We start from the raw sequence: 23,117 nt of genomic DNA on the forward strand, positions 1-23,117 counted from the left end.
ATGTCCCATACGCCCCGCCTGACCCCCATGAGTGATCGGGTAACGCTCCTGTCCATGACCAAGAGCATGTATCTGTCCGAGCAGATTTCCGCCGCTTACGGCCATTCGCTCGGTGCATTCCGTATCGCCCGCTTCAGCGACGGGGAGATGCAACCCATCATCGAGGAGAGCGTGCGCGGTGAGTACGTCTTCATCATCGGCAGCACCTTCCAGCCCAGTGATAACCTGATGGAGCTGCTGCTGACCATCGACGCGGCCCGGCGCGCCTCGGCCGGCTATGTCTGCGCGGTGATCCCCTACTTCGGCTACGCCCGGCAAGACCGTAAGGACCGCCCCCGCGTGCCCATCAGTGCCAAACTCATCGCTAACCTGTTGGAGGCCGCCGGTGTGGACCGTATCATGACGCTGGACTTCCACGCTGACCAGATCCAGGGCTTCTTCGATATTCCCGTGGATCACCTGCAGAGTCAGGCCATCTTCATCCCCTACTTCCGGGAGCAGGATATGAGCAACGTCATCTTCGCCAGTCCCGATATGGGCGGGGTGAAGCGGGCCCGGGCCTACGCCAAGTACTTCGAGCGCGATATGGTCATCTGTGACAAGTACCGCAAGCGCGCCAACGAGATTGCGGGCATGACCCTCATCGGCGACGTCGCCGGTAGCGACGTCATCCTGGTTGACGACCTGGTCGATACCGCAGGTACCCTCTGCCGTGCTGCTGATCTCATCATGGAGCGTGGTGCCCGCAGCGTGCGCGCCATCGCCACTCACCCCATGCTCAGCGGCAACGCCTACGAGAACATCGAGAACAGTCAGCTCCACGAGCTCATCGTCTCGGATACCATCCCCCTGAAGCAGGAGTCTCCCAAGATCAAGGTGCTCGGCTCCGCCGACCTGTTCGCCACCGCCATCCGCAACACCCACGACAACGCCAGTATCTCGGCCCTATTCGTCAACTAGCCTACGGTCCGACCGGTTTATTCCTTCTATGCCCAGCCGTAAACTGTACGATTACAACGCTAGCTTTAAAGACGAGCTAGCGCGCCTCAACGTGCAGCAGCGGCGGGCGGTAGACACCGTAGAGGGCCCCGTCATGGTCCTGGCCGGCCCCGGCACCGGCAAGACTCACCTGCTGGCCGCCCGCATCGGCAACATCCTGCTGCAGACCGATGCCGGTGCCCACAACATCCTCTGCCTCACCTTCACCGACGCTGGGGTAAAGGCCATGCGTCAGCGCCTGCTCAGCTTCATCGGTCCCGAGGCGCACCGCGTGAGCATTTACACCTTCCACAGCTTCTGCAGCAACCTCATTCAGAACAACCTGCACTACTTCGGCCGGCCCGGGCTGGAGCCCCTTGCGGAACTGGAGCGTATCCGTATCATCCGCAGCCTGATGGACCGGCTTCCGCAGACCGATCCCCTGCGCCTCGGTTACCACGAGACCTATCACTACGAGGATCACCTGCAGGACCTGTTTGCCCAGATGAAGGCCGAGAACTGGACCGAAGACGAGCTGCAGCAACGCATTAAGACCTACGTCGACGGACTGGAGTCCCACCCCGATTTCACCTACAAGCGTAAGTACAAGAACAAGCAAGCCGGTGACCCCAAGGAGGGGCAGGTGGCCGAGGAGCGCCTACGGATGGCCAAGCTGTCTTCCGCCGTGGCGCTGTTCCCCCACTACCAGGAGGCGCTCAAGGAACAGCGTCGCTACGACTACGGCGACATGATCGGCTGGGTACTGCGCGCCTTCCACGATCATCCCGGTCTGCTGCTGAGCTACCAGGAGCGGTTCCGCTACCTGCTCATCGACGAATTTCAGGATACCAACGGCAGCCAGGACCGCATCATCCGCCACCTCACTGATTACTGGGACTCCCCCAATGTATTCATCGTAGGCGACGACGACCAGGCTATTTACGAGTTTCAGGGGGCGCGGCTCAATGCCATGATCGACTTCCAACGGCGCTACGCCAAGGACCTGACCATCGTCACCCTCAACGAAAACTACCGCAGCACCCAGCCCATCCTCGACGGTGCGGATGCCCTCATTAACCGCAATATCCTTCGCATTGGTGACCGCCTTCCCGAGCACCGCATCGATAAGCGATTGGTTAGTAATCATAGCGGGTCGGCTCTTACTCCAATAAAGGCGGGGGGGGAGGTCACCTACCTCTCCTTCACCGACCACCGGCAGGAGACCGGCTACCTCGTAGGCCAGCTCAAGCGGTGGCACGATGCCGGTATCCCCTGGTCCGAGCTGGCCGTCATCTACGCTAAGCATAGTCAGGCCGAGCTCCTCCGCCACCTACTGGAACGCGCCGGCATTCCCTACCGCAGTAAGCGGCGGCCGAACGTACTGGACGGCCGGCCCGTGCGCCAACTCCGCGAACTCCTCCGCTACCTACAGGCCGAGCAGGAACGACCGGGCACCGGAGAGTATCTGCTGTTCCGCATCCTGCACTTTCGCTGTTTCGGGCTATCGCCCCACGATCTCTCGCTGCTTAACTTGGGCCGGCTCGACACCCTGGGCCGCGACGGCCGGCTACCGAGCTGGCGGGAATACCTGCGGGCCGATGCCCTTTATCCAGTCGGTCTGGATGCCCCGCAGGACCTGCGCCGCGTAGCCGACTGGCTGGAGGAAGCCATCGGACTCATCGGCAGCCTGCCCCTGCCCGAGTACATCGAGTGGGTACTCAACGGCTCCGGGCTACTAGCCTCCGTGCTGCGTGACCCCAATCGGGCCGAGCTGCTACAGCACGTGGCCACCTTCACCGACTTCGTGCTGCGCGAGATCGCCCGCCGCCCCCGCATCACGCTGACCGATCTGCTGGACACCCTGGTACAGATGGACGGCAACCGGATCGCCCTGCCCCTGCGGTCCCACCTCGATCAGGCGGATGCAGTCCTGCTGGTCACGGCACACAGCGCAAAGGGATTAGAATTCGAAAAGGTGTGGATGCTCGACTGTAGCGAAAAGGCCTGGGGAACGGGTGGTAGCCGCGCCAGTAACCGCTTCAAGCTCCCGGATACGCTCACTTACGCGACTACCGAAGATGAGGAGGAGGCCCGGCGGCGGCTCTTCTTCGTTGCCCTCACGCGTGCCCGCTCGGAGGTTATTCTCTCCTGCGCCGAGCTCAGTGTGCGTGATAAGATGCAGCAGCAGGTAGCCTTTGTGGATGAACTCATCGAAGCGGGTGGGGTAGCGGTACGGGAAGCCAGCCTCGATGCGGATACGCTGACGGAGCTTGCCCACCTCCAGTTACAGCCCAAGGACAAGGCCCGCTTCCCCGTACTGGAGCGCTCCGCGATCGCTGCCCTACTGGAAGACTTCCGCATGAGCGTGAGCGCGCTTTATGCCTACCTCGACTGTCCGCTGCGCTTCTACTACGAAAAGCTACTCCGCGTACCCGATCGGGAACGGGAGCGCACGCTGTACGGCTCGGCCCTGCACGAGGCCCTGCAGAACTACTTCCTGCGCATGAAGCGGGACCCGGCACAGATCTTTCCCAGCAAGGAAGAGCTCATCTACAATTTCGAGATCGCACTCGGCCAGCGGCGGGGCCAGCTCACTACCCAGGGCTACCACAACCGACTGGAGCGCGGCCGCCGCGAACTCGCTACCTACTACGACCGCTACCACAGCAGCTGGGTGCACGATGTAGAGATCGAATACCTGATCCGCAACGCCGAGGTAGACGGCATCCCCCTCACCGGCATCATCGACCGCGTCGACGTGATCAGCGATGCCTACGTCCGCGTGGTGGACTACAAGACCAGCACCAGCAGCTCCAATAAGCTGCGCCGGCCCACCGCCAAGGCTCCCCACGGCGGCGACTACTGGCGTCAGCTCACGTTCTATAAGCTACTGTTCGACAACCGGCCCGGCACCCTCCGCCGCGTGCGCGAGGGCCGCATTAGCTACCTACTTACCAATCCTGACGGAGAGCAACCCGAGGAACACCTGGAGCTCAACCAGCAGGATACCACTGCGCTACGCAAGATCCTAGCAGAAACCTGGGAGGCCATCCAGGAGCAACAGTTCGACGGCTGCGGCAAACCCGACTGCGCTTGGTGCCGCTTCGTACAGGACCTGACCGATGAGGTGCCGCTGGAGCGCACCGAGGCGGTGTACGATCTGGATGATAGTGCATAGGGTTAAACACAGAGTACACGGATTAAAGCACAGATGGCTTCACCGATTAATCCGTGAAAAATCCGTGCCCTGAATCTGTGTAATCCGTGTTTAACTAAAGAAACGGGTTCTCCCGCCGCTCTTCCCCGATCGTAGTACTGGGTCCGTGTCCCGGATATACCATCACGCTATCCGGTAGCGGCATAAGCTTAGTTAGGATAGAGCCGATGAGTGCATCGTGATCTCCCATGGGGAGGTCGGTGCGCCCGATGGACCGCCGGAACAGTACGTCCCCGGCGATCACGTAGCCCTCCGCCGCATTGTAGAAGCAGATGCTGCCCGGGGAGTGACCCGGACAGAACAGCACCTGAAAGCTAGCCTCGCCCAGGCGCACCGTATCTCCTTCATTGATGAAGTAGTCCGGGGCCGGAGAGGGCACCATCGGGGGCATCCCGTAGGCCTGCACGAACATGGGTGCGGCCTCCAGAACTTGTTGCTCCAGGGGGTGAATGCCGAGCTGGAGCTCGTACTTGTCAACCACGAAGGCGTTGCCGAACACGTGGTCAAAGTGACAGTGGGTATTGATCAGCTGTACGGGCTTCAGCTGCAGCCGCTCGATGGTGGCTACCAACTCCCGCTCTTCGGCGGGAGTATGGCAGCCGGGATCGAACACGATCGCCTCACGGGTATCGTCGTCGTAGACCAGGTAGGTATTCTCCTGGACGGCATTCTGGGTCAGAAACGTAACGGTAGTAGCCATGGCACCTGCGCGCGCGCCCTAGCTATTCATGGTGGCGAGGAACTCCTCGTTGCCGGTGGTATTCTTCATGTGGCGCATGAGGAACAGGAAGGCTTCTTCGGGCTTCATGTCGGCCAGGTGGTTGCGGAGGATGAACATGCGCTGGAGGGTTTCCCGGTCCAGGAGCAGGTCGTCGCGCCGCGTACTGGAGCGGGTGAAGTCGATGCTGGGGTACATGCGCTTGTTGGCCAGCTGGCGGTCCAGCTGAAGCTCCATGTTGCCGGTACCCTTGAATTCCTCGAAGATGACCTCGTCCATGCGGGAGCCGGTATCGATGAGGGCGGTAGCGAGGATGGTCAGCGAGCCGCCGCCGTCGATGTTGCGCGCCGCACCGAAGAACTTCTTGGGCTTCTGCAGGGCGTTGGCCTCGACACCACCGGAGAGCACCTTGCCGGAGCTGGGCTGCACGGTGTTGTAGGCGCGGGCCAGGCGGGTGATCGAGTCGAGCAGGATACAGACGTCGTGGCCGGATTCGACCAGGCGCTTGCTCTTTTCGAGCACGACGTTGGCCACGCGGACGTGGTTCTCGGCCGGCTCGTCGAAGGTGGAGCTGATGACCTCGGCCTTCACGCTGCGCTTCATGTCGGTGACTTCCTCGGGGCGCTCGTCTACGAGCAGCACGATGAGGTAGGTCTCGGGGTGGTTCTTGGCAATGGCGTTGGCCACATCCTTGAGCAGGAAGGTCTTACCCGACTTAGGCTGGGAGACGATCAGGCCCCGCTGTCCCTTACCCAGGGGAGCGAACAGGTCGAACAGGCGCATACCGTAGTCGCGGCCGGTAGCCGAGCCCGATAGCGTGAACTTCTCGGTCGGGAACTGGGCGGTGAGGTAATCGAAGGGCACCCGGTCACGGATGTCCTTGGGGTCGAAGCCGTTGATCTTCTCGACGTCGAGCAGCGCGAAGTACTTCTCGCCCTCCTTGGGGGGCTTGACGGGGCCGCGCACGGTATCGCCGGTGCGCAGACCGAAGGACTTGACCTGCTGCTGGCTGACGTAGACGTCGTCCGGGCTGGTCGTATAGTTGTAGTCGGGCGAGCGCAGGAAGCCGTAGCCATCGGGCATCATCTCCAGGATACCAGTGACGTTGACCAGGCCGTCGAGCTTGTACTCGGGCTGCTGGCTGCGGCGGTTGTCGTTGCGGTTGTTGCCGCCGCGCTCGTTGTTATTACCGCGCTCGTTGTTGTTGCCACGGTCGCTGTTGCGGTTATTGCCGCCCCGCTCGCCGCGGCGATTATTGTTGCCGCTGTCGTCCCGCTCCTCGGTGCGGCCACGGTTGCCGTAGCGCTCGTTGCGAGAGTTGTTGTCGTCCTCGTCGCTACTGCCGTTGTCGTCGGAATTATTGTTGCTGTTGCGACCGCGGCCCCGTCCGCGGGACTTCTGCTGGTCGTCTTCCGTGTCGTCGGACTTTTCGGACTTTTCGTTGCGACCCCGACCGTTGCTGCGGTTGCCGGAGGTGTCGTCGGAGTCGCTGCTACGCTCTTCGCGCACACTGCGACGGCCACGACCGCGTCCGCGGCTGTTGCTGCGTTCGTCTTCGCTCGACTTATCGCCTGATTTATCGTTGGACTGCTGGTCTGCTTTGTCGTCGGTCGACTCATCGTCCTTGCTGCTGTTGCGGCGGCCGCGGCCCCGTGCGGGGCGTTTGGTCTCTTCGTCGCTGCTGTCGTTGTTGCGGCTGCTGCGACGACCCCGGCCACGGCTGGGTTTTTCGTCTTTTTCGGCGCTATCCTCGGTAGTCTCTCCCCGGCGGGCGGCGGAGGCGGCGGCTTCGGCGCGGCGGTTAGGTACGCGGTCGGTGTCGGAGGCGGCGGGCGGCTCGCTGACGGTTTCGGTGCCCTTTACGGCCTGCTGCTCGAGCAGGGCCAGGATGAGGTCCTGCTTATTGAGCTTCTTGTAGGATTTAAGGCCGAGGGTTTCTGCGTAGTCCCGTAGTTCGGGGACCAGCATGCTCTGTAATTGCGCTATGCTAAACATCTAGAGTGGAGATCGTAAAGGAGAAAAAGGATGGGAGTGGGAGCCCGGGAAAGCAGGCCGGCCTCCCGAACGGAAGCATGAAGTGGACCTGAGAGGGCGGAGAATGGTAACGGCGGACCGGAGTGCGGGGCAGATATGCCGGCTCAGAGCCTGCACGCGGAGTCGCTTACCTCGCAAAGCTACAACCTATTGTCCGTAATTAGCGGTGCACCGGGATGCAAACTTGCAACTAAATACAGACCAGCCCACCTAAAGGTTTAGCTACGCCGCGGATACGCCCCGGCGGACCTGCCCTTTCACTTACCTTTGCCGCCCCTAAACGTCACAGTATATGCTATTGGTACACACCCTGCGCGAGGAGCGCGAACGGGTACTCGCAGGACTTCAGAAGCGCCACCTCGACGCCGCCGCCGCGGTAGATCGCATCGTGGCCCTGGACGATCAGCGTAAGGAGCTCCAGACCAGCAACGATACCCTCCTGGCCGAGCGCAACACCCTGTCCAGCGAGATCGGTACCCTCTTCAAGTCCGGCCGCAAGGACGAAGCCAACGCCCTGCGCGAGCGCGTCAACGAGATCAAGGGCGCGGTCGCCGGTGCGGAGGAAACCCTGAAGGGCGTACTGCAGGAGCTGGAAGACGCACTACTACAACTGCCCAACGTACCCCACGAACTGGTACCCACAGGCAGCAGTGCCGAAGACAATGAGGTATTCAAAGCCTACCCCGGCGAGCTGCCCACACTGGTGGATGGTGCCCAGCCCCACTGGGAGCTCGCCGAGACCTACGGCATCTTCAGCCTCGAACTGGGGGTGCGCACCACCGGCAGCGGCTTTCCGGTCTTCACCGGACAGGGGGCCCGCCTGCAGCGCGCCCTAGTTAACTACTTCCTGGACCGCAACACCGCCGCCGGCTACACCGAGTACGCCCCCCCGCTGCTGGTCAATGAAGACACCGCCCGCGCTACCGGTCAGCTGCCCGATAAGGAGGGACAGATGTACTACATACCGGAAGACGACCTCTACCTGATCCCCACCGCCGAGGTACCACTAACCAACCTGTACCGCGGCGAGCTGCTCGACGCCGGGCAGCTGCCCGTACAGCTCACCGGCTATACCCCCTGCTTCCGGCGGGAGGCGGGTAGCTACGGCGCCCACGTGCGCGGACTCAACCGCGTACACCAGTTCGACAAGGTGGAGATCGTACAACTCACCTTGCCCGAGGAGAGCTACACGAAGCTGGACGAGATGGTCGCCCACGTCGGCAGCCTGCTCGACGAGCTACAGCTTCCGTACCGGATCCTGCGGCTGTGCGGCGGCGATATGGGTTTCACCTCCGCGCTGACCTACGACTTCGAGGTCTGGAGTGCCGCCCAGCAGCGCTGGCTCGAGGTCAGTAGCGTATCCAACTTCGAGACCTTCCAGAGCAACCGCCTCAAGCTGCGCTACCGTGGCGAGCGGGGCAACGAACTGCTGCATACCCTCAACGGCAGCGCGCTGGCCCTGCCGCGCATCATCGCCGCCCTGCTAGAGAACAACCAGCAGCCGGACGGTATTTTACTACCGGAAGTCCTACATGGCTACCTGGGCAAGGAGCGATTGACGCCCGTGGCCTAGGCAGCCGTAAACCCATTCAGTATGCTCAGCGGCGGATACGGTATCTACATCATCATCACCCTGGTCTTCGCCGGCGTAGGCTGGCTGGCGAGCAACAAGCTCAAGGGCACCTTCGAGAAGTACAGCCGCGTACCCATGACCAGTGGGATGAGCGGCGCGGAGGTCGCCCAGCGCATGCTCACCCACTACAACATCCGGGACGTCAAGATCGTAGCCGGACAGGGTACGCTGACCGATCACTACAACCCCGCTACCCGCACCGTTAGCCTCAGTCCGGCCGTCTTCGAGGGCCGCAACGTATCGGCCGCCGCCGTAGCCAGTCATGAATGCGGCCACGCCGTGCAGCACGCCGAGGGCTACGCCTGGCTGCAGTTTCGCAGCAAGATGGTGCCGGTGGTGCAGGTCGCTTCCCGCTTCCAGAGCATCCTGCTGATGCTTACCGTAGGGGGTATCGCCGGCGGATTTTTCGGACAGACGATGCTGCTCATTACCATTGCAGCCTTTGCCATCACCACCCTATTCAGCGTAGCTACGCTGCCGGTGGAGTTCGACGCCAGCCGCCGCGCCCTGGCCTGGCTGGAGCAGAGCGGTACGGCTACCGGCCCCCTGCACGACGGAGCCAAGGATGCCCTCTGGTGGGCGGCTATGACCTACGTGGTGGCGGCGCTGTCGGCCCTGACCATTCTTTTTTGGCTCATCCTGCGGTATATGGGTAGCCGCCGCTAATTGCCTACTTTTGGCCCGCTCCCGTGTGGGATGGCGGACCGCCCACGTCCTACTCTTCGTACATCATATACCGTAAATCCTAGATCGAAATGGAAGACCTCCTCAGTGACCAGCTGGAAGAAAACAAAATGCTCATGGAAGAGGCCATCGAGCACCTCGAACGCGAACTGGTCAAAGTGCGCACCGGCAAGGCCAGCCCCGCCATGCTGCACGGTATCATGGTCAACTACTACGGCGTGCCGACCCCCCTGGCCCAGACCTCCAGTCTCGGCACGGCCGACAGCCGCACCATCACCATCCAGCCCTTCGACAAGTCTAACCTGCCGGCCATCGAGAAGGCCATCTTCGAGGCCAACCTCGGCGTGACCCCCCAGAACGACGGGCAACTCATCCGCATCAACGTTCCCCCGCTGACCACCGAGCGCCGCGCCCAGCTCGCCAAGGTCGTTAAGGCCGAAGGCGAAGAGGCCAAGATCTCGATCCGCAACGCCCGCCGCGACGCCATGGAGAGCATCAAGAAGGAAGTCAAGAACGGCTACCCCGAAGACGCCGGTAAGCGCATGGAAGACCGCGTACAGGAATGGACCGATACCCTCAGCAAGAAGGTAGAAACCATCGTAGAGAACAAGGAGCGGGAAGTCATGACCCTGTAGCGAGCACCCGCTACCTGAGTACCCATGTATAGGCTCCCGCTACCGCGGTGAGGTGTACCCCCGGGTACCGCTCCCGCCACAGCTCGCCGACGTAGGGAGCGTTCGATCCGTCTACGACTATAGGTATGCCCTCCGGCAGCTCCGTTACACGGTCTGGCCGTAGTCCGTTGCGTACCAGTATCAGTTGTACGTCCGGCCACTGCGCTGGGGGAGTCCATGATTCCCGCCCATCCAGTACCAGCACGCGCTGGTCGAGCAGCCGCAGTAGCGGTGTGCGCACGGTGACTGCCGGCAGCGTAGTATCCCGGTCGAACGCCATTACATCGTCAACGTCGATCCCCAGTGCCCGCCGGCCCGGCAGTACGTTGAAGGCCAGATCGTCTTCCTCCAGGCTGTCCCCAATGGCTATGCCCCGCTGTCCGTCGTATACATCGATCAGACTGGCCCGATTTAAATGATACACCGTGAACTGCGGTGGGGGAGGGGAAAGCAGGGGTCCGAGCAGCCAGTAGCCGCTCAGTGCCGCGGTCAGGCCCATAACCGCCCACCGCCCCCGGTGACTCGGTCGGAAAGCCAGGTACGCCAGGCAGCCGATCAGCGCGTAGAGCCCCACGACCGACAGCCAAGAGAAGTCCGTCAGCTGCAGGGTAGCCCCCGGCAGCTTGCGGCAATAGAAGATGAAGGTGTTCTGCAGGCTCACCACTGCATCCAGTACGGTACCCGTGAGCCACAGTCCGCCCCCGCTCACGCCTAGCAGGGCCAGGAAGCCGTGGAGTAGACCCAGACCCAGCACCAGGTAAGCAAAGACGATGACCAGCGTCCCGCTCAGCATGAAGTAGACCGGAAACTGCCCGAAATAGTACAGCGAGAGCGGCAGCGTACCCAGCTGCGCGGCTGTAGATACCGCAATGGCACTCCAGATCAGCTGCAGCTTGCCCGGTAGGTACACCATCCGCTCGAGCCGCCGGGCGAAAAGTGCGATACCCGCTACGGCCGCAAACGATAGCTGGAAGCCTACTTGTAGCACCTGCTTCGGCTCCGCTATGAGCATGACCAGCGCGGCAATGGCCAGCAGGTTGAACACGCTGTTGCTGCGGTTGAGCTGCTTACCCAGCAGTACGACGCTCACCATCATGGCCGCCCGCTGTACCGACGGACTCAGCCCGGTAATGAGCGCGAAATACCACACCAGCACGATCGTAAGCCCCGTCCGCACGGCCAGCCACAGCGGGCGCGGCGGCACCAGCAGGCGCAGCAGTTGCATCACGATCAGGGCCAGAATACCTACGTGCAGTCCCGATACCGCCAGCACGTGGATGGCCCCCGTATCGGCGTAGGCCGACTTCACTTCCGTACCCAGCAAGTCCTTCTTACCCATGATCAGGGCGGCGGCTACGGCCAGTTCGTCGCCCGCCAGGTAGGGCTGTAGACTGGCGAACCAGGCGTCCCGCGCCCGCTCCCCGTAGGCCCGCAGCGAAAAGCCCGTCGCGCTACCCACCCGCAACCACTCACTCGAGTCGACGAAACTGCGCCGAAAGATATTTTTATCCGCCAGGTAGCCCGCGTAGTCGAAGGCCTCGGGATTCAGCGGGCCGGGCACCGTATCCACGTCGCTGGCCAATAGCAGACGTTCGCCGGTCCGCAGCGGATCACCCGCTATGTAGGCTACCAGCTTGCCATGCACGTCCAGCGTGAGGCTATCCCGCACGAGCTGCACCACGTCCACCTCCGTGTTCTGCCGCCGCTCGCCCTGCCGTACCCGTTCTACATCCACCAGTAACTGATCCCCCGCCCGGTATGCGCTACTGAAGTGCGCCGGGTCATTCAGCGGATGCCGCACCCCCGCATACCAGCCCCCGAAACACAGGGTCGCCAGCAGCAGTACGCCAGTCGCCGGGCGCGGCCGCCGGTGCAGTGCTATGGCCAAAAGGAGAAGTCCTGCCGCTACTGCCCCGAAGTAGGTAGCATACGCATAGTCCAGGGTATGCGCCAGCAGCATACCACCCGCCAGTGCCCCCACCGGGCCCAGCAGTGGAGCAACGGCCCAGGGAATTTGCGGTCGGGTCTGCGGCGGCATACCCGCAAGGTAACCGGTTCCCGGCATCCCTGCCGGGGCTTGGCAAACGCTACACATCTCCGCCCCCCATACCGTAACATAGCAGCATGGAAGCAGCACCCGACCCCCTCAGCTGGGCAGAGTTTACCAAAGTAGACATGCGCATCGGTACCATCGTAGCGGCCGAGCCCTTTGCGGAGGCGCGCAATCCGAGCTATAAATTGCGCATCGACTTCGGGGAGCTGGGGGAGCGTAAATCCTCCGCCCAGCTCACGGATCTTTACGCGCCGGCGGACCTGATCGGGCGACAGGTCGTGGCCGTGGTCAACTTCCCACCCAAGCAGATCGCTACGATGATGAGCGAGTGCCTGGTGCTGGGTAGTCTGGGTACGGACAAGGCGGTGACCCTACTGCAGCCCGAGCGCAGGGTAGCGAACGGACTACGGATTGGCTAGGTCATAAATCCAAACCCGTACTAAGGCGTTGCATAGGCTCTCCGTGTACCCACAAGCTCGTTCCGGCATGATCCGACTCCTACCGCTCCTCGGTATTTTACTCTGCACCGGCGTGCGCGCCCAGGATAGTCTGCGGCTGAGTCTGAGCGATGCGATCCAGCGGGGACTGGAAAATAACTACCAGATCCGCATTGCCACCAACGAACTGGAGGTGGCCCGCAACAACGACGACTACGCTCTGACGCAGAAGTACCCGACGATCAGTCTGGGTCTGAGCCCCGGCGTAGGCTACCGCAACCAGAGCAACCCGGCCAGTATCGTAGTGCAGAGCACGACGACCAGCTACAGCGTGGCCCCCACGGCCCAGCTCAACTGGGTGCTGTTCAACGGAGGGCGCATCGCGATCAATAAGGAGCGGCTGGGAACCCTGGCCGAGCTGAGTGCCGGCCAACTACAGCTACAGATCGAAAACAGCGTACAGGATATCATCGACGCCTACTATACGGCCGTCGTGCAGGAGGAACAGATCCGCGTACGCCAGCGCGTGCTGGGCCTGAGCCGCGACCGCATCGATTACCAGCAAGTAAGGCGGGAATTCGGGCAGGGGGGCACCTTTGATGAGTTGCAGGCGCGCGACGCCTACCTCTCGGACTCCACCAACCTGGTCGTACAGCGCGTGAACTACGCCAACGCAGTCCGCAACCTGCTGCAACTGATGGGCGAAACCGTGCTCAACCAGCCCGTAGCCCTGACCACCGCACTAACCTACGAAGAAACCGACTACGACCCCGCCGCCCTCGAGGCCCAGCTGCTGGCGGCCAACCGCAATCTGCAGAACCTGCTCATCAACCGCGACCTGGCCGCCCTGCAGACTCGCCTGATCGAAACGGAGCGGCTGCCGACCATCGGCATCGGGGCGGGGGTGAACTACGACATCGCCGTGCAGACCGGCACCCAGACTTTCGAATTCGGCGGCGACCAGCCGGGACGGGAGCAGGAACTGCCGGGGGTAGCCGCGCGTACGCTGGCGGGAAACATCGGCTTCACGGCCAGCTACCTCCTCTTCGACGGGGGCAACCGCCGGGTGCGTATCCAGTCCTCCCGCCTGCAAGAGATGACCGCCCAGCTAGACTACCAGTCCGCGCAACAACAACTACGCACCGCCCTGTACAACACCCTGGCGCTGTACGACAACCAAACGCGCATCATCGGTATTACCCAGCAGTTAATCGACAACGCCGAGCGCAACATCGAGATCGCCGCCGAGCGCTTCCGGGGTGGCACGATCAACAGCTTCGACTACCGGCAGATCCAGCTCAACTACGCCAACGCCGAATTCCAGCTCCTGAACGCCCTGCTGAACCTGAAGCAGACAGAAACGGAGCTATTACGGGTGACGGGACAGATCATAAGATAACTAGCAGACGACCCAATGAAGAATGTATTAGGTACCGCCCTGCAGGGCTGCTGCACCGATCCGATGACCGGCTTCTACCGCGACGGCGTATGCCGGACCGGTCCCCAGGATACGGGACGGCACGTGGTGTGCGCCGTGATGACCGAGGAGTTTCTCACCTTCACAAAGTCGCGCGGCAATGACCTGAGCACCCCCGTTCCCGCCTACGCCTTTCCCGGCCTGAAGCCCGGTGACGGCTGGTGCCTGTGCGCACTGCGGTGGAAGGAAGCTTATGAGGCGGGGATGGCCCCGCCCGTCAGACTGGAGGCTACGCACGAGTCGGCCCTGAAGTATGTAAGCTTAGAGGCGCTGCGGGAAATGGAGCAGACGGCCTAGCCGTAAAAACTTCTGGCTGCGGGTGACCCAAAGCAGGTGCGGGGTGTTACACCACTTCATGGCCACGAAGGAAGAGAAGCAAAAATTCGACCTGTACCTCCTCTGGCGGGTACTGGCGCTGGCCAAACCCTACAAGAAAGTAGCCATCCTGGCCGTCACGCTGGCCGTGCTGCTGGCCCCCCTGTCGATCGCCCGTCCGCGGCTGATCCAGAAGATGGTGGACGACTATATTTTCGTCGGTGACACCAGCGGACTCACCTTCTGGGCCCTCGTGATCGCCGGCCTACTCGTGCTGGAGGCGCTGTGTCGTTATTCCTTCGTGTACAGCTCCAACTGGCTGGGGCAATCGGTGATCCGCGACCTGCGGGTCAAGGTGTTTAGCCACATCAACAGTCTGCGGCTCAGCTACTTCGATAAGACACCGATCGGTACGTCGACGACGCGTACGATCAGCGATATCCAGAGCATCAACAGCATCTTCGCCGAGGGGGTGATCACCATCCTGGCCGACCTGATGTCGATCATAGCCGTACTGGCCATCATGCTCACGACGAGCTGGCGGCTGACGCTGATCTGCCTCACGACCATGCCCTTCCTGATGCTGGCTAGTTACGTATTCAAGGAAGCGGTGAAGAAGTCGTACCAGCGGGTGCGTACCGAGATCCAGCGCATGAACGCCTTTCTGCAGGAGCGGATCACGGGCATGCGCATCGTGCAGATCTTCAACGCCGAGCGGGGTGAGGCGCGCAAGTTCGCCGAGATCAATAAGGAATACCGCAAGGCCAATATCGATGCGATCCTGTACTACGCCATCTTCTTTCCTACCGTGGACATCATCGCGGCGGCCAGTCTGGCGCTGATGGTCTGGTGGGGCGCGCAGGACGTAGCCCGGGCCGGCGGGGTGACGCTGGGTGCACTGGTGGCCTTTCCGATCTACATCAATATGCTGTTTCGCCCGATCCGGGTGCTGGCCGACAAGTTCAATACCCTGCAAATGGGACTAGTAGCCTCCGAGCGGGTCTTCAAGGTGATCGACCGCGATGACCAGATCGAGAATACGGGCTCCCTACAGCCGGAGCGCCTGCGGGGAGAGGTGGAGTTTCGCAACGTCTGGTTTGCCTACACGGGCATCGACTGGATCCTGAAGGACCTGAGCTTCAAGCTGAAGAGTGGAGAAACCCTGGCTATCGTGGGCAGTACCGGCTCCGGTAAGACGACCATCACCAACGTGATCAACCGCTTCTACGAGTACCAGCGGGGCGAGATCCTGGTGGACGGGGAGGATTTGCGGCAGTACGAACTCAATGCGCTGCGCAGCAATATGGCCATGGTGCTGCAGGATGTCTTCCTCTTCACCGGCTCGGTACTAGAGAACATCACCCTGCGCGATCCGGACATCAGCCGCGAACGGGTCATCGAGGCCGCCAAGCTCATCGGCGCACACGAGTTCATCGACCGGCTGCCGGGAGGCTACGACTACGACGTGATGGAGCGCGGCGCTACCCTGAGTATGGGGCAGCGGCAGCTGATCTCCTTCGTGCGGGCGCTGGTCTTCGATCCGGACATTCTGATCCTGGATGAGGCGACGAGTAGCGTGGACCCGGAAACGGAGGGTATCATCCAGTATGCCATCGAGAAACTGATCGACCGGCGCACCAGTATCGTGATCGCCCACCGACTCAGTACGATCCGTAATGCAGACAACATCATGGTGCTGGAAAAGGGCGAGATCAAGGAGTTAGGCCCCCATGACGAACTGCTGCAGGTCGAGGATGGACGGTACCGGGAACTGTACGAAATGCAGTTTCTCGAAGCAGCCGAGTAGATAACCGCGGGTAACCTAACTTCGTGGTTTCCAGTAAGACATATTTCAGCACCCCACACCTTCCTTCTCTTGAAAAGCCATACTACCGCCCACGACGGCATTTTTACCAACCTGAAGGGCGATCTACCAGCTAGTATCGTAGTATTCTTCGTGGCCCTGCCGCTGTGTTTGGGCATCGCCTTAGCAAGTGGTGCGCCCCTCTTTTCTGGCCTGATCGCCGGTATCGTAGGAGGCATCGTAGTGGGCGCCATCAGTGGCTCCAACGTAGGGGTGAGTGGACCGGCGGCGGGGCTGACGGCCATTGTCCTCTCCGCACTGACCGATTTGGGCAGCTTCGAGCTCTTCCTGACCTGTGTCGTGCTGGGCGGAGTTATTCAGATCGTGCTGGGTGTACTGCGCGCCGGTGTGATCGGGTACTTCTTTCCCTCGGCGGTGATCAAGGGAATGCTGACGGGCATCGGGCTCATCATTATTCTGAAGCAGATCCCCCACTTTTTCGGCTATGACAAAGTACCCGAAGGGAATGATGCCTTCATTCAGAACGATGGGCAGAATACCTTTTCCGAGATTTTCAACATGATAGATTATATCGCGATCGGTCCGACGATCATCGCGTTTATCGCCCTGGCCATACTGATCCTCTGGGAGGCGGTACTCTCCAAGAAGAGTAAGGTATTTACCATTGTTCCGGGGCCGGTCGTTGCCGTAGCAGCGGGCATCGTCTGGCAGATCACCATGCAGGGTACCGAGTGGGGCATCCGTCCCGAACACTTAGTGCCGCTACCCGTACCGGAGAACTTCGACTCGTTCCTGGGACAATTCAGCTTTCCCGACTTCAGCGCCGTGACCAACGGAGCGGTGTGGGTGACCGCCTTTACCATCGCGCTCGTAGCCAGTCTGGAAACCCTGCTGTGTGTAGAGGCGACCGATAAGCTCGACCCCTACCGGCGGGTAACCCCGACCAACCGGGAACTGATCGCTCAGGGAGCCGGTAACGTCGTATCGGGACTGATCGGGGGCCTGCCAGTGACGCAGGTTATCGTGCGCAGTTCGGCCAATATTCAGTCGGGCGGGCGCACGAAGCTGTCGGCCATCGTGCACGGCATCCTGCTGTTGGTGAGTGTCATCATGATCCCTACCGTTCTGAACCGTATCCCCCTTTCCGTACTCGCTGCGGTACTGCTGCTGGTGGGCTACAAACTAGCCAAGCCGGCCACTTTTGCCGGAATGTACAAGGTGGGCTGGCGACAGTTCGTACCCTACATCGTTACAGTTGTAGCGATCGTACTTACTGACCTGCTCATCGGCATTAGTCTGGGCTTGGGCGTGGGTATCCTCGTCATCCTGTACACCAGCTACCAGAACTCTCACTTCCTGCACAAGGAGGACATGGACGGGGAGCGGCCTAAAGTCAAGATCACCCTCGCTGAGGAAGTGACCTTCTTCAATAAAGCGGCCATCCGGAAGCAACTCGATGAGATCGCCGAGGGCTCTAGTTTGTTCCTGGACGTACGCCAGACCCGCTTCCTGGACTATGATGTGGTGGAGGTACTCAATGATTTCGTCACCTCCTTCAAGGACCGCAACGTAGAGGTGGTAGTGATCATGGAGAACGAGCGAGTAAGCAACCCGCAGGATTACTTCGAGGTATTCGACATGCGGTCGGTGACCGGAGCGCGCTAGGCGGAGGCATCGAACAAGGAGGCTGGTAAAGCCGTAAATTACCGGAACGACCGACCGGGTCGCGCTTCAAGTACTCCGCATGACTAACCCCTTTACCTTCGACCTTTCTAACCTACGGGGTGACTTCTTTGGCGGACTGACCGCCGGTATCGTAGCCCTGCCCCTGGCCCTGGCCTTTGGTGCGCAGACGGCCCTGGGGCCGATGGCCGGCCTGTACGGAGCCATCGCCATTGCTATCGTGGCTGCACTCTTTGGTGGTACGGCTACACAAGTAAGTGGCCCTACGGCACCGATGACGGTAGTGAGCTCGGCCGTCATCGCCAACTCGCTGGTAGAGTCGGGAGCCGATACGGTAGCCGAAGCCCTGCCGCTGATCCTGGCGACCTTCTTTCTGGCCGGTCTGATCGAGATGATCTTCGGAATCATTAAGCTGGGGCGCTACATCAAGTATATCCCCTATCCCGTGGTGTCGGGCTTCATGAGCGGGATCGGGGTGATCATCATCGTTACGCAGCTGTTTCCCGCACTGGGCTACTCGGCGGCCAACGATACGGAACTGGTGGCCGGCAGAATGCCCCATGCGGAGGAGCAAATTCTGGAAAAGATCATCCGGGAAGAGGAAAGCAGCACGTTGAAGGGCGTGATGGATGCATCGGTGATCGCGGAGACGGACCGGCGGTTTGCGGATGTGACCCCGGAGGAGATCCGTACCGAGGCGATCCGCCTGGCAACGCGCAAGGTGCGCGGTACCAAGGGGACCATCGCCAATATCTACCGGCCCTTTACGGTACCGGGTGGCATCAACTACCTCAACCTACTGCTCGCCGTAGGCACCATCCTGATCATCTACGGCTTCAAGCGGATCACGTCGATCATCCCGTCCAGTCTGGCGGCGCTGGTGATCATGACGCTGGTGGCCTTCTTCTTTATGCAGGGGGAAGTGCCGGTGATCGGACAGGTACAGCAGGGTTTACCGCCCATCTATTTCGACTTCTTCGGCCAGTTTGCCAATACGAGCTACCTGCTGCGCATCCTGCAATTCGCCTTCACGCTGGCGGCACTGGGAGCGATCGACTCCCTGCTCACCTCCGTAGTGGCCGACAACATCACGAAGACCAAGCACGACCCCAACCAGGAATTGATCGGTCAGGGACTGGGCAATATGGCGGCCGCTTTCATTGGCGGACTACCCGGTGCCGGTGCCACGATGCGCACGGTGATCAACGTACAGTCGGGCGGCAAGACCAAGATCTCCGGCATCATCGCGGGTGTGTTCCTGTTGCTGGTGCTGCTGGGCCTGAGCGGTATCGTATCCTACATTCCTAACGGCGTGCTGGCGGGTATCCTGATCACGGTAGGTATCGGTATCATCGATTATAAGGGCTTCCGACACCTACGGAGTATACCACTCGGTGATGCAGCGGTGATGGTCCTGGTGCTACTGCTGACCGTATTTGTAGGGCTGCTCGAGGCCGTCGCCTTCGGCATGGTACTGGCCGCGCTGCTGTTCATGAAAAAGACCGCCGATACGGTGGAGGAGGGAGCCAGCAGCAGTTCGCTGGAAGAGTTCAGCCGGGAAAAGCCCTGGGCGGACGATAGCGACCTGGTCGAACGACTCGGCGATCGGGTATTCATCAAGCACCTGGAGGGTCCGCTATTCTTCGGCTTCGTATCCACCTTCCAGGCCATGATGCGGCAACTGCCCACCGTGGAGGTCGTGGTCATCCGTATGGCACGGGTCCCCTACATCGACCAGTCGGGGCTCTACGCTATGGAGGATGCTATCCTGGATATGCAGCGCCGGGGCATTGCCGTCATCTTCACCGGTATGAACGAGCAGATCCGGTCCATGATGGAACGCATCAATCTCGTACCCGGACTGGTACCGGAAGAGCACAACTTCACCACATTCGAGCAGGCCCGTACCTGGCTCAGCGCGCGGCTGGCCGAAGGCAACCTCGAGCAGCAGTCCGAAGTACAGCAGAACGCCCCGCCCGTGGTGGGTGATGGGATTGACGAAGCGTAGGCTATTGGTTTACCTGCTCAGTAGTTCCGCGTACCGCGCCCCGTCATTTAGCACCGCGATGGCCTCCTGCACCTCCTGGTCGTTACGCAGTCCCATCTGTACCTGCCCACGCTGGTAGTAGTAGCGCCCGGCGATCTCTTTTTCGATGATGCGGATGATCTCGTCCCTCAGTCCCGCGATGGCCGTGGCCTGCTCGCGGTCCAGCTTCTCCTGGATGGAGGCCAGCTCCGCGCTGATGTCATAGCCCTCCGCTACGGCACGATCGGCGGCCTGCTCCAGCAGCTCTTCGGCCTGGGAGGTGAAGTTGAAGTCGGCCCGGTTGAGGAAGGTCTCGAAACGGTCCCAGTCGGTGAAGCGGAAGTCAGCCACCGAATCGATGGTCGGGTGATCGCGCACCCAGTCGTTGACAAAATCAAATACGATGTAGTCCTCCAGCAGGCCCTGAGCTACGTTGTTCTTGCCCAGTACGTCCACCTCGATGTCGGGGGCCACGCCACCGCCGTCCAGTACGGTACGGCCGGCGCGGGTCCTGAACTCGGCGCGCTGCGCATTGGGGATGTCGTAGGGCTTCCCGTCGCGGTACTCGATGGCCTGGATACAGCGCTGACTGGGGATATAGTACTTAGCCGTAGTGATCTTCACGCGGCTGCCGTAGCCGGTTTCCATGATGTTCTGCACCAATCCCTTGCCGTAGCTGCGCTGACCGATCAGTACGCCGCGGTCGAGGTCCTGCAGGGCTCCCGAGACGATCTCGGAGGCCGAGGCCGAGCGGCCGTTGATCAGTACGGCTACGGGTAGTTCGGTGTCGAGGGGATTGCCCTTGGTCTCGTAGCTGCGGTTCCAGTCGCGCACCTTGCCCCGGGTGGTCACGATGGTTTCGCCCTTGGGTACGAAGATATTGACGATGTCTACCGCCTCGTTGAGCAGGCCACCGCCGTTGCCGCGCAGGTCGAGTACTACGCCGGTCATACCGGGATTCTGGGCGCGTAGATCGGCGACCGCGTCCCGCACGTTCTTGCCCGCCTGCTGGGTGAAGGTGGTCAGCGCTACGTAGCCCACGTTCCGCTCCAGCATGCCGTAGTAGGGTACGTTGGGAATGTCCACGTCGCCGCGGATCAGCTCCAGTTGCTTGACGCCCTCGCCGGGCCGGTCCACGGTCAGCTCCATCACCGTGCCGGGGAAGCCGCGCATGATCTCCTCCAGTTGCTCGCGGTTGTACTGTGCGGTCTGGCGGCCGTCGACCTGCAGCAGGCGGTCGCCCGTCTTCAGGCCGGCGGCGTCGGCGGGCTGGTCACGGTACAGGGTCAGGATGGTGGGTAGGCTGTCGATGTACTCGATCTCCGCCCCGATGCCCTGGTACTGACCGCTCTGCCGCAGCCGGGCGGTCTCTACGTCGGTCTCGCTGATGTAGTTGGTGTAGGGGTCCAGGCTCTCGACCATGGCCTCGATGCCGGTGCGCATCAGCTTGTTGGGCTCGATCTCGTCGACGTAGTAGGTATTCACCTCCTTGTACACATTGGTGTACACCTCGATGGCCTTCATGATCTCGAAGAACTTATCGTTGACCGGAGCCAGCGTCGCGGCCATCAGGCCCAGTACAATAAGTGCACCGGCGGACCCGCCCGCTAATTTTTTACCTATACTCATGTTACGCGCTTTGGGATACCCTAAGGTAACGCGGCAGGCACGGACAAGATTACGACCCCACCACACGTACACGGGTGGGCGCGCGCGCAGGTGCAATGCCGGGCACGCTAGGGCCGGGCATAGGGCAGCACCGTAGCGTCTCCGGGGCGGTAGTAGGTATCGAGTCCGGCTACGGCCAGCGTATCTAGCGTGGCGTGATCGATGTGTCCGCGCTCGTCCACCGCCCCGTCCGGCACGAACACCTCCTGGATGCGACCCACGATGAAGTAGGTATCGTTGGCCCGAATGTGGTGCTCCTCCTCGAAGGTCAGGCCGATGCGGACGCTGCTCTCTTTGACATAAGGAGCCTTGCACTGCGCGCTGTACTCGGGGGTGAGCCCTACGGCAGCGAATTCAGATACTTCCAGGCTGTAGTTCGCGCTGGTCTGATGCGCCTGCTCCAGGATGGTGGGGTGGAGGGTATTGAGGGTGAACCAGCCCTGCGCCTTGAGGTGGTGATAGGTGTGGCGGGGAACGGTGAGTGGCCGCAGGTGAAAGCCCAGCAGTCCCGGACTAGCCCCCAGGTGCACGACCGAGCTGAATACACCGAGGTTCTCCGTGCCGCGGTGGCCCTTCGTACCGATCAGGTGTACGCCGCGGGGACCGGGCAGGGTATTGAAGAAGTTGCGGCGGTAGGCGCGGTCGCGGGTGGCGAGCTGGTCGTAGGTGAGGTGCATAGTGTGCGGTATAAAGCGGTCTCCGACCGCGAAGTTCGAAGCTGCCTCCGGCAGCGCGGAGTGTACTAATACCGCCGGTTCTCCGCCAGTCGCTTAAGAAAGAACTTGTCCTGAAAGCGCTTGGGGGTCAGGCGGAGCAGCTTGACCAGCCAGCTCTTTTTCATCACCAGCACGTTCGGCTTCGGGGAGGGATCGGTGAGCGCCCTATAGATCGCCGCGGCGACCAGCTCGGGCTCCACGCCATCTGCCTCCGCCGCTTTGGTGTAGGGGCCGAGCTTTTCCAGCACGCCCTCGTAGCGGGTGCCCTGGTAGGCTTCGGTCTGCTCGCGGCCCTTGGCCCAGATGGGCGTCTTGACTGGTCCCGGCGCCACACTGATCACATCGATACCGAAGGGACTGAGCTCGCGGCGCATCCCGTCGGTAAGGGCCTCCACCGCGAATTTAGACGCCGAGTACAGCGTAGTGAAGGGCGACGTGAGGTAGCCCGATACGCTACCGATATTGACGATCCGGGGGCTCAGGCCGGCCGCTCTGGCGGCATGTAGCTGGGGCAGGGTCTCCTGCGACACCGCAATGAGCCCGAAGACATTGACGTCGAACTGCTTGCGGTACTGCGCTTCCGAGAGCGTCTCTACCGGACCGCTGATGGCGATGCCCGCATTATTGACCACGCCTACCAGCTGCTTACCGTCCGCGACGATACGCTGCACCGCGGCCCGGATAGCGGCCCGGTCGGTCACGTCGAACTGAAGGGCGGTAAAGGCTGGATGGTCGGTCAGGCCGGCCTCAGCGTCTCCGCTTCGGAGGCTGCCGTACACGGTCAGCCCGCGCTGAAGCAGGTAATGGGCGGTAGTGAGACCGATGCCGGAGGAGATACCGGTGAGTAGAATAGCTTGTTGCATATGGGGTTAAACACAGATTACGCGGATTGATGCACAGATTACGTCACAGATTTCAGGTGTAACGCATCTACAAATCTGTGCTAAATCCGTGCCCTAAATCTGCGTAATCCGTGTTT

At 61.4% G+C, this 23,117-nt stretch carries 17 protein-coding genes; 11 read left to right on the forward strand and 6 right to left on the reverse strand.

What is annotated here, in order from left to right; translation table 11 throughout:
* Complete coding sequence (locus MJQ68_RS10600; protein ID WP_406612853.1) at nt 1-960, forward strand: ribose-phosphate pyrophosphokinase; 960 nt, start codon at nt 1-3, stop codon at nt 958-960.
* Between the two features lie 28 nt (nt 961-988).
* The gene (locus MJQ68_RS10605) at nt 989-4,156 is read left to right on the forward strand and encodes an ATP-dependent DNA helicase (RefSeq protein WP_238751081.1); all 3,168 of its coding nucleotides are present in this window, start codon (nt 989-991) and stop codon (nt 4,154-4,156) included.
* Nucleotides 4,157-4,250: 94 nt separating this feature from the next.
* Here MJQ68_RS10605 and MJQ68_RS10610 read toward each other — a convergent pair whose 3' ends face one another.
* Both MJQ68_RS10610 and rho read right to left on the reverse strand, forming a co-directional pair.
* A complete protein-coding gene (locus tag MJQ68_RS10610) occupies nt 4,251-4,895 on the reverse strand; it encodes an MBL fold metallo-hydrolase (RefSeq protein ID WP_238751082.1) in 645 nt (214 codons plus the stop codon).
* 18 nt (nt 4,896-4,913) lie between these two features.
* Nucleotides 4,914-6,908, reverse strand: a complete 1,995-nt coding sequence (gene rho / locus MJQ68_RS10615; protein ID WP_264759002.1) for a transcription termination factor Rho — start codon at nt 6,906-6,908, stop codon at nt 4,914-4,916.
* A 331-nt stretch (nt 6,909-7,239) separates the two neighbouring features.
* Here rho and serS point away from each other — a divergent pair, with 331 nt between their 5' ends.
* The 3 genes from serS (at nt 7,240) to frr (ending at nt 9,899) form a co-directional block, all read left to right on the forward strand.
* Complete coding sequence (gene serS, locus MJQ68_RS10620; protein WP_238751084.1) at nt 7,240-8,520, forward strand: serine--tRNA ligase; 1,281 nt, start codon at nt 7,240-7,242, stop codon at nt 8,518-8,520.
* 21 nt (nt 8,521-8,541) lie between these two features.
* The gene (locus tag MJQ68_RS10625; protein ID WP_238751085.1) at nt 8,542-9,246 is read left to right on the forward strand and encodes a zinc metallopeptidase; all 705 of its coding nucleotides are present in this window, start codon (nt 8,542-8,544) and stop codon (nt 9,244-9,246) included.
* 89 nt (nt 9,247-9,335) lie between these two features.
* A complete protein-coding gene (frr, locus tag MJQ68_RS10630; RefSeq protein WP_238751086.1) occupies nt 9,336-9,899 on the forward strand; it encodes a ribosome recycling factor in 564 nt (187 codons plus the stop codon).
* A gap of 10 nt (nt 9,900-9,909) precedes the next feature.
* Here the strand turns inward: frr and MJQ68_RS10635 are convergent, their stop codons facing one another.
* Nucleotides 9,910-11,976, reverse strand: a complete 2,067-nt coding sequence (locus MJQ68_RS10635) for a ComEC/Rec2 family competence protein (RefSeq protein WP_238751087.1) — start codon at nt 11,974-11,976, stop codon at nt 9,910-9,912.
* Nucleotides 11,977-12,062: 86 nt separating this feature from the next.
* Between MJQ68_RS10635 and MJQ68_RS10640 the strand changes: the two genes are divergently transcribed.
* The 6 genes from MJQ68_RS10640 (at nt 12,063) to MJQ68_RS10665 (ending at nt 19,736) form a co-directional block, all read left to right on the forward strand.
* A complete protein-coding gene (locus MJQ68_RS10640) occupies nt 12,063-12,410 on the forward strand; it encodes a tRNA-binding protein (RefSeq protein ID WP_238751088.1) in 348 nt (115 codons plus the stop codon).
* 67 nt (nt 12,411-12,477) lie between these two features.
* Entirely contained in the window at nt 12,478-13,827 is a 1,350-nt protein-coding gene (locus tag MJQ68_RS10645; RefSeq protein WP_238751089.1) for a TolC family protein, read from the forward strand.
* A gap of 15 nt (nt 13,828-13,842) precedes the next feature.
* Nucleotides 13,843-14,202 carry a DUF2237 family protein gene (locus tag MJQ68_RS10650; RefSeq protein WP_238751090.1) on the forward strand — a complete coding sequence of 120 codons (360 nt, stop codon included), beginning with the start codon at nt 13,843-13,845 and terminating at the stop codon, nt 14,200-14,202.
* A gap of 58 nt (nt 14,203-14,260) precedes the next feature.
* A complete protein-coding gene (locus MJQ68_RS10655; RefSeq protein ID WP_238751091.1) occupies nt 14,261-16,027 on the forward strand; it encodes an ABC transporter ATP-binding protein in 1,767 nt (588 codons plus the stop codon).
* Between the two features lie 99 nt (nt 16,028-16,126).
* Nucleotides 16,127-17,710: a SulP family inorganic anion transporter gene (locus tag MJQ68_RS10660; protein WP_406612903.1), complete on the forward strand. Its 1,584-nt coding sequence runs from the start codon at nt 16,127-16,129 to the stop codon at nt 17,708-17,710.
* 79 nt (nt 17,711-17,789) lie between these two features.
* Nucleotides 17,790-19,736 carry a SulP family inorganic anion transporter gene (locus MJQ68_RS10665; RefSeq protein WP_238751093.1) on the forward strand — a complete coding sequence of 649 codons (1,947 nt, stop codon included), beginning with the start codon at nt 17,790-17,792 and terminating at the stop codon, nt 19,734-19,736.
* Between the two features lie 9 nt (nt 19,737-19,745).
* Here MJQ68_RS10665 and MJQ68_RS10670 read toward each other — a convergent pair whose 3' ends face one another.
* From MJQ68_RS10670 to MJQ68_RS10680, 3 genes are all read right to left on the reverse strand, one after another.
* The gene (locus MJQ68_RS10670) at nt 19,746-21,383 is read right to left on the reverse strand and encodes a S41 family peptidase (RefSeq protein ID WP_238751094.1); all 1,638 of its coding nucleotides are present in this window, start codon (nt 21,381-21,383) and stop codon (nt 19,746-19,748) included.
* A gap of 107 nt (nt 21,384-21,490) precedes the next feature.
* Nucleotides 21,491-22,099: a flavin reductase family protein gene (locus MJQ68_RS10675; RefSeq protein ID WP_238751095.1), complete on the reverse strand. Its 609-nt coding sequence runs from the start codon at nt 22,097-22,099 to the stop codon at nt 21,491-21,493.
* 65 nt (nt 22,100-22,164) lie between these two features.
* Nucleotides 22,165-23,001, reverse strand: coding sequence for an SDR family oxidoreductase (locus MJQ68_RS10680; RefSeq protein WP_238751096.1), 837 nt, complete (start codon nt 22,999-23,001; stop codon nt 22,165-22,167).
* Nucleotides 23,002-23,117 lie beyond the last annotated feature (116 nt).

The organism is Neolewinella maritima, assembly GCF_923081025.1.
Lineage (GTDB): Bacteria > Bacteroidota > Bacteroidia > Chitinophagales > Saprospiraceae > Neolewinella > Neolewinella maritima.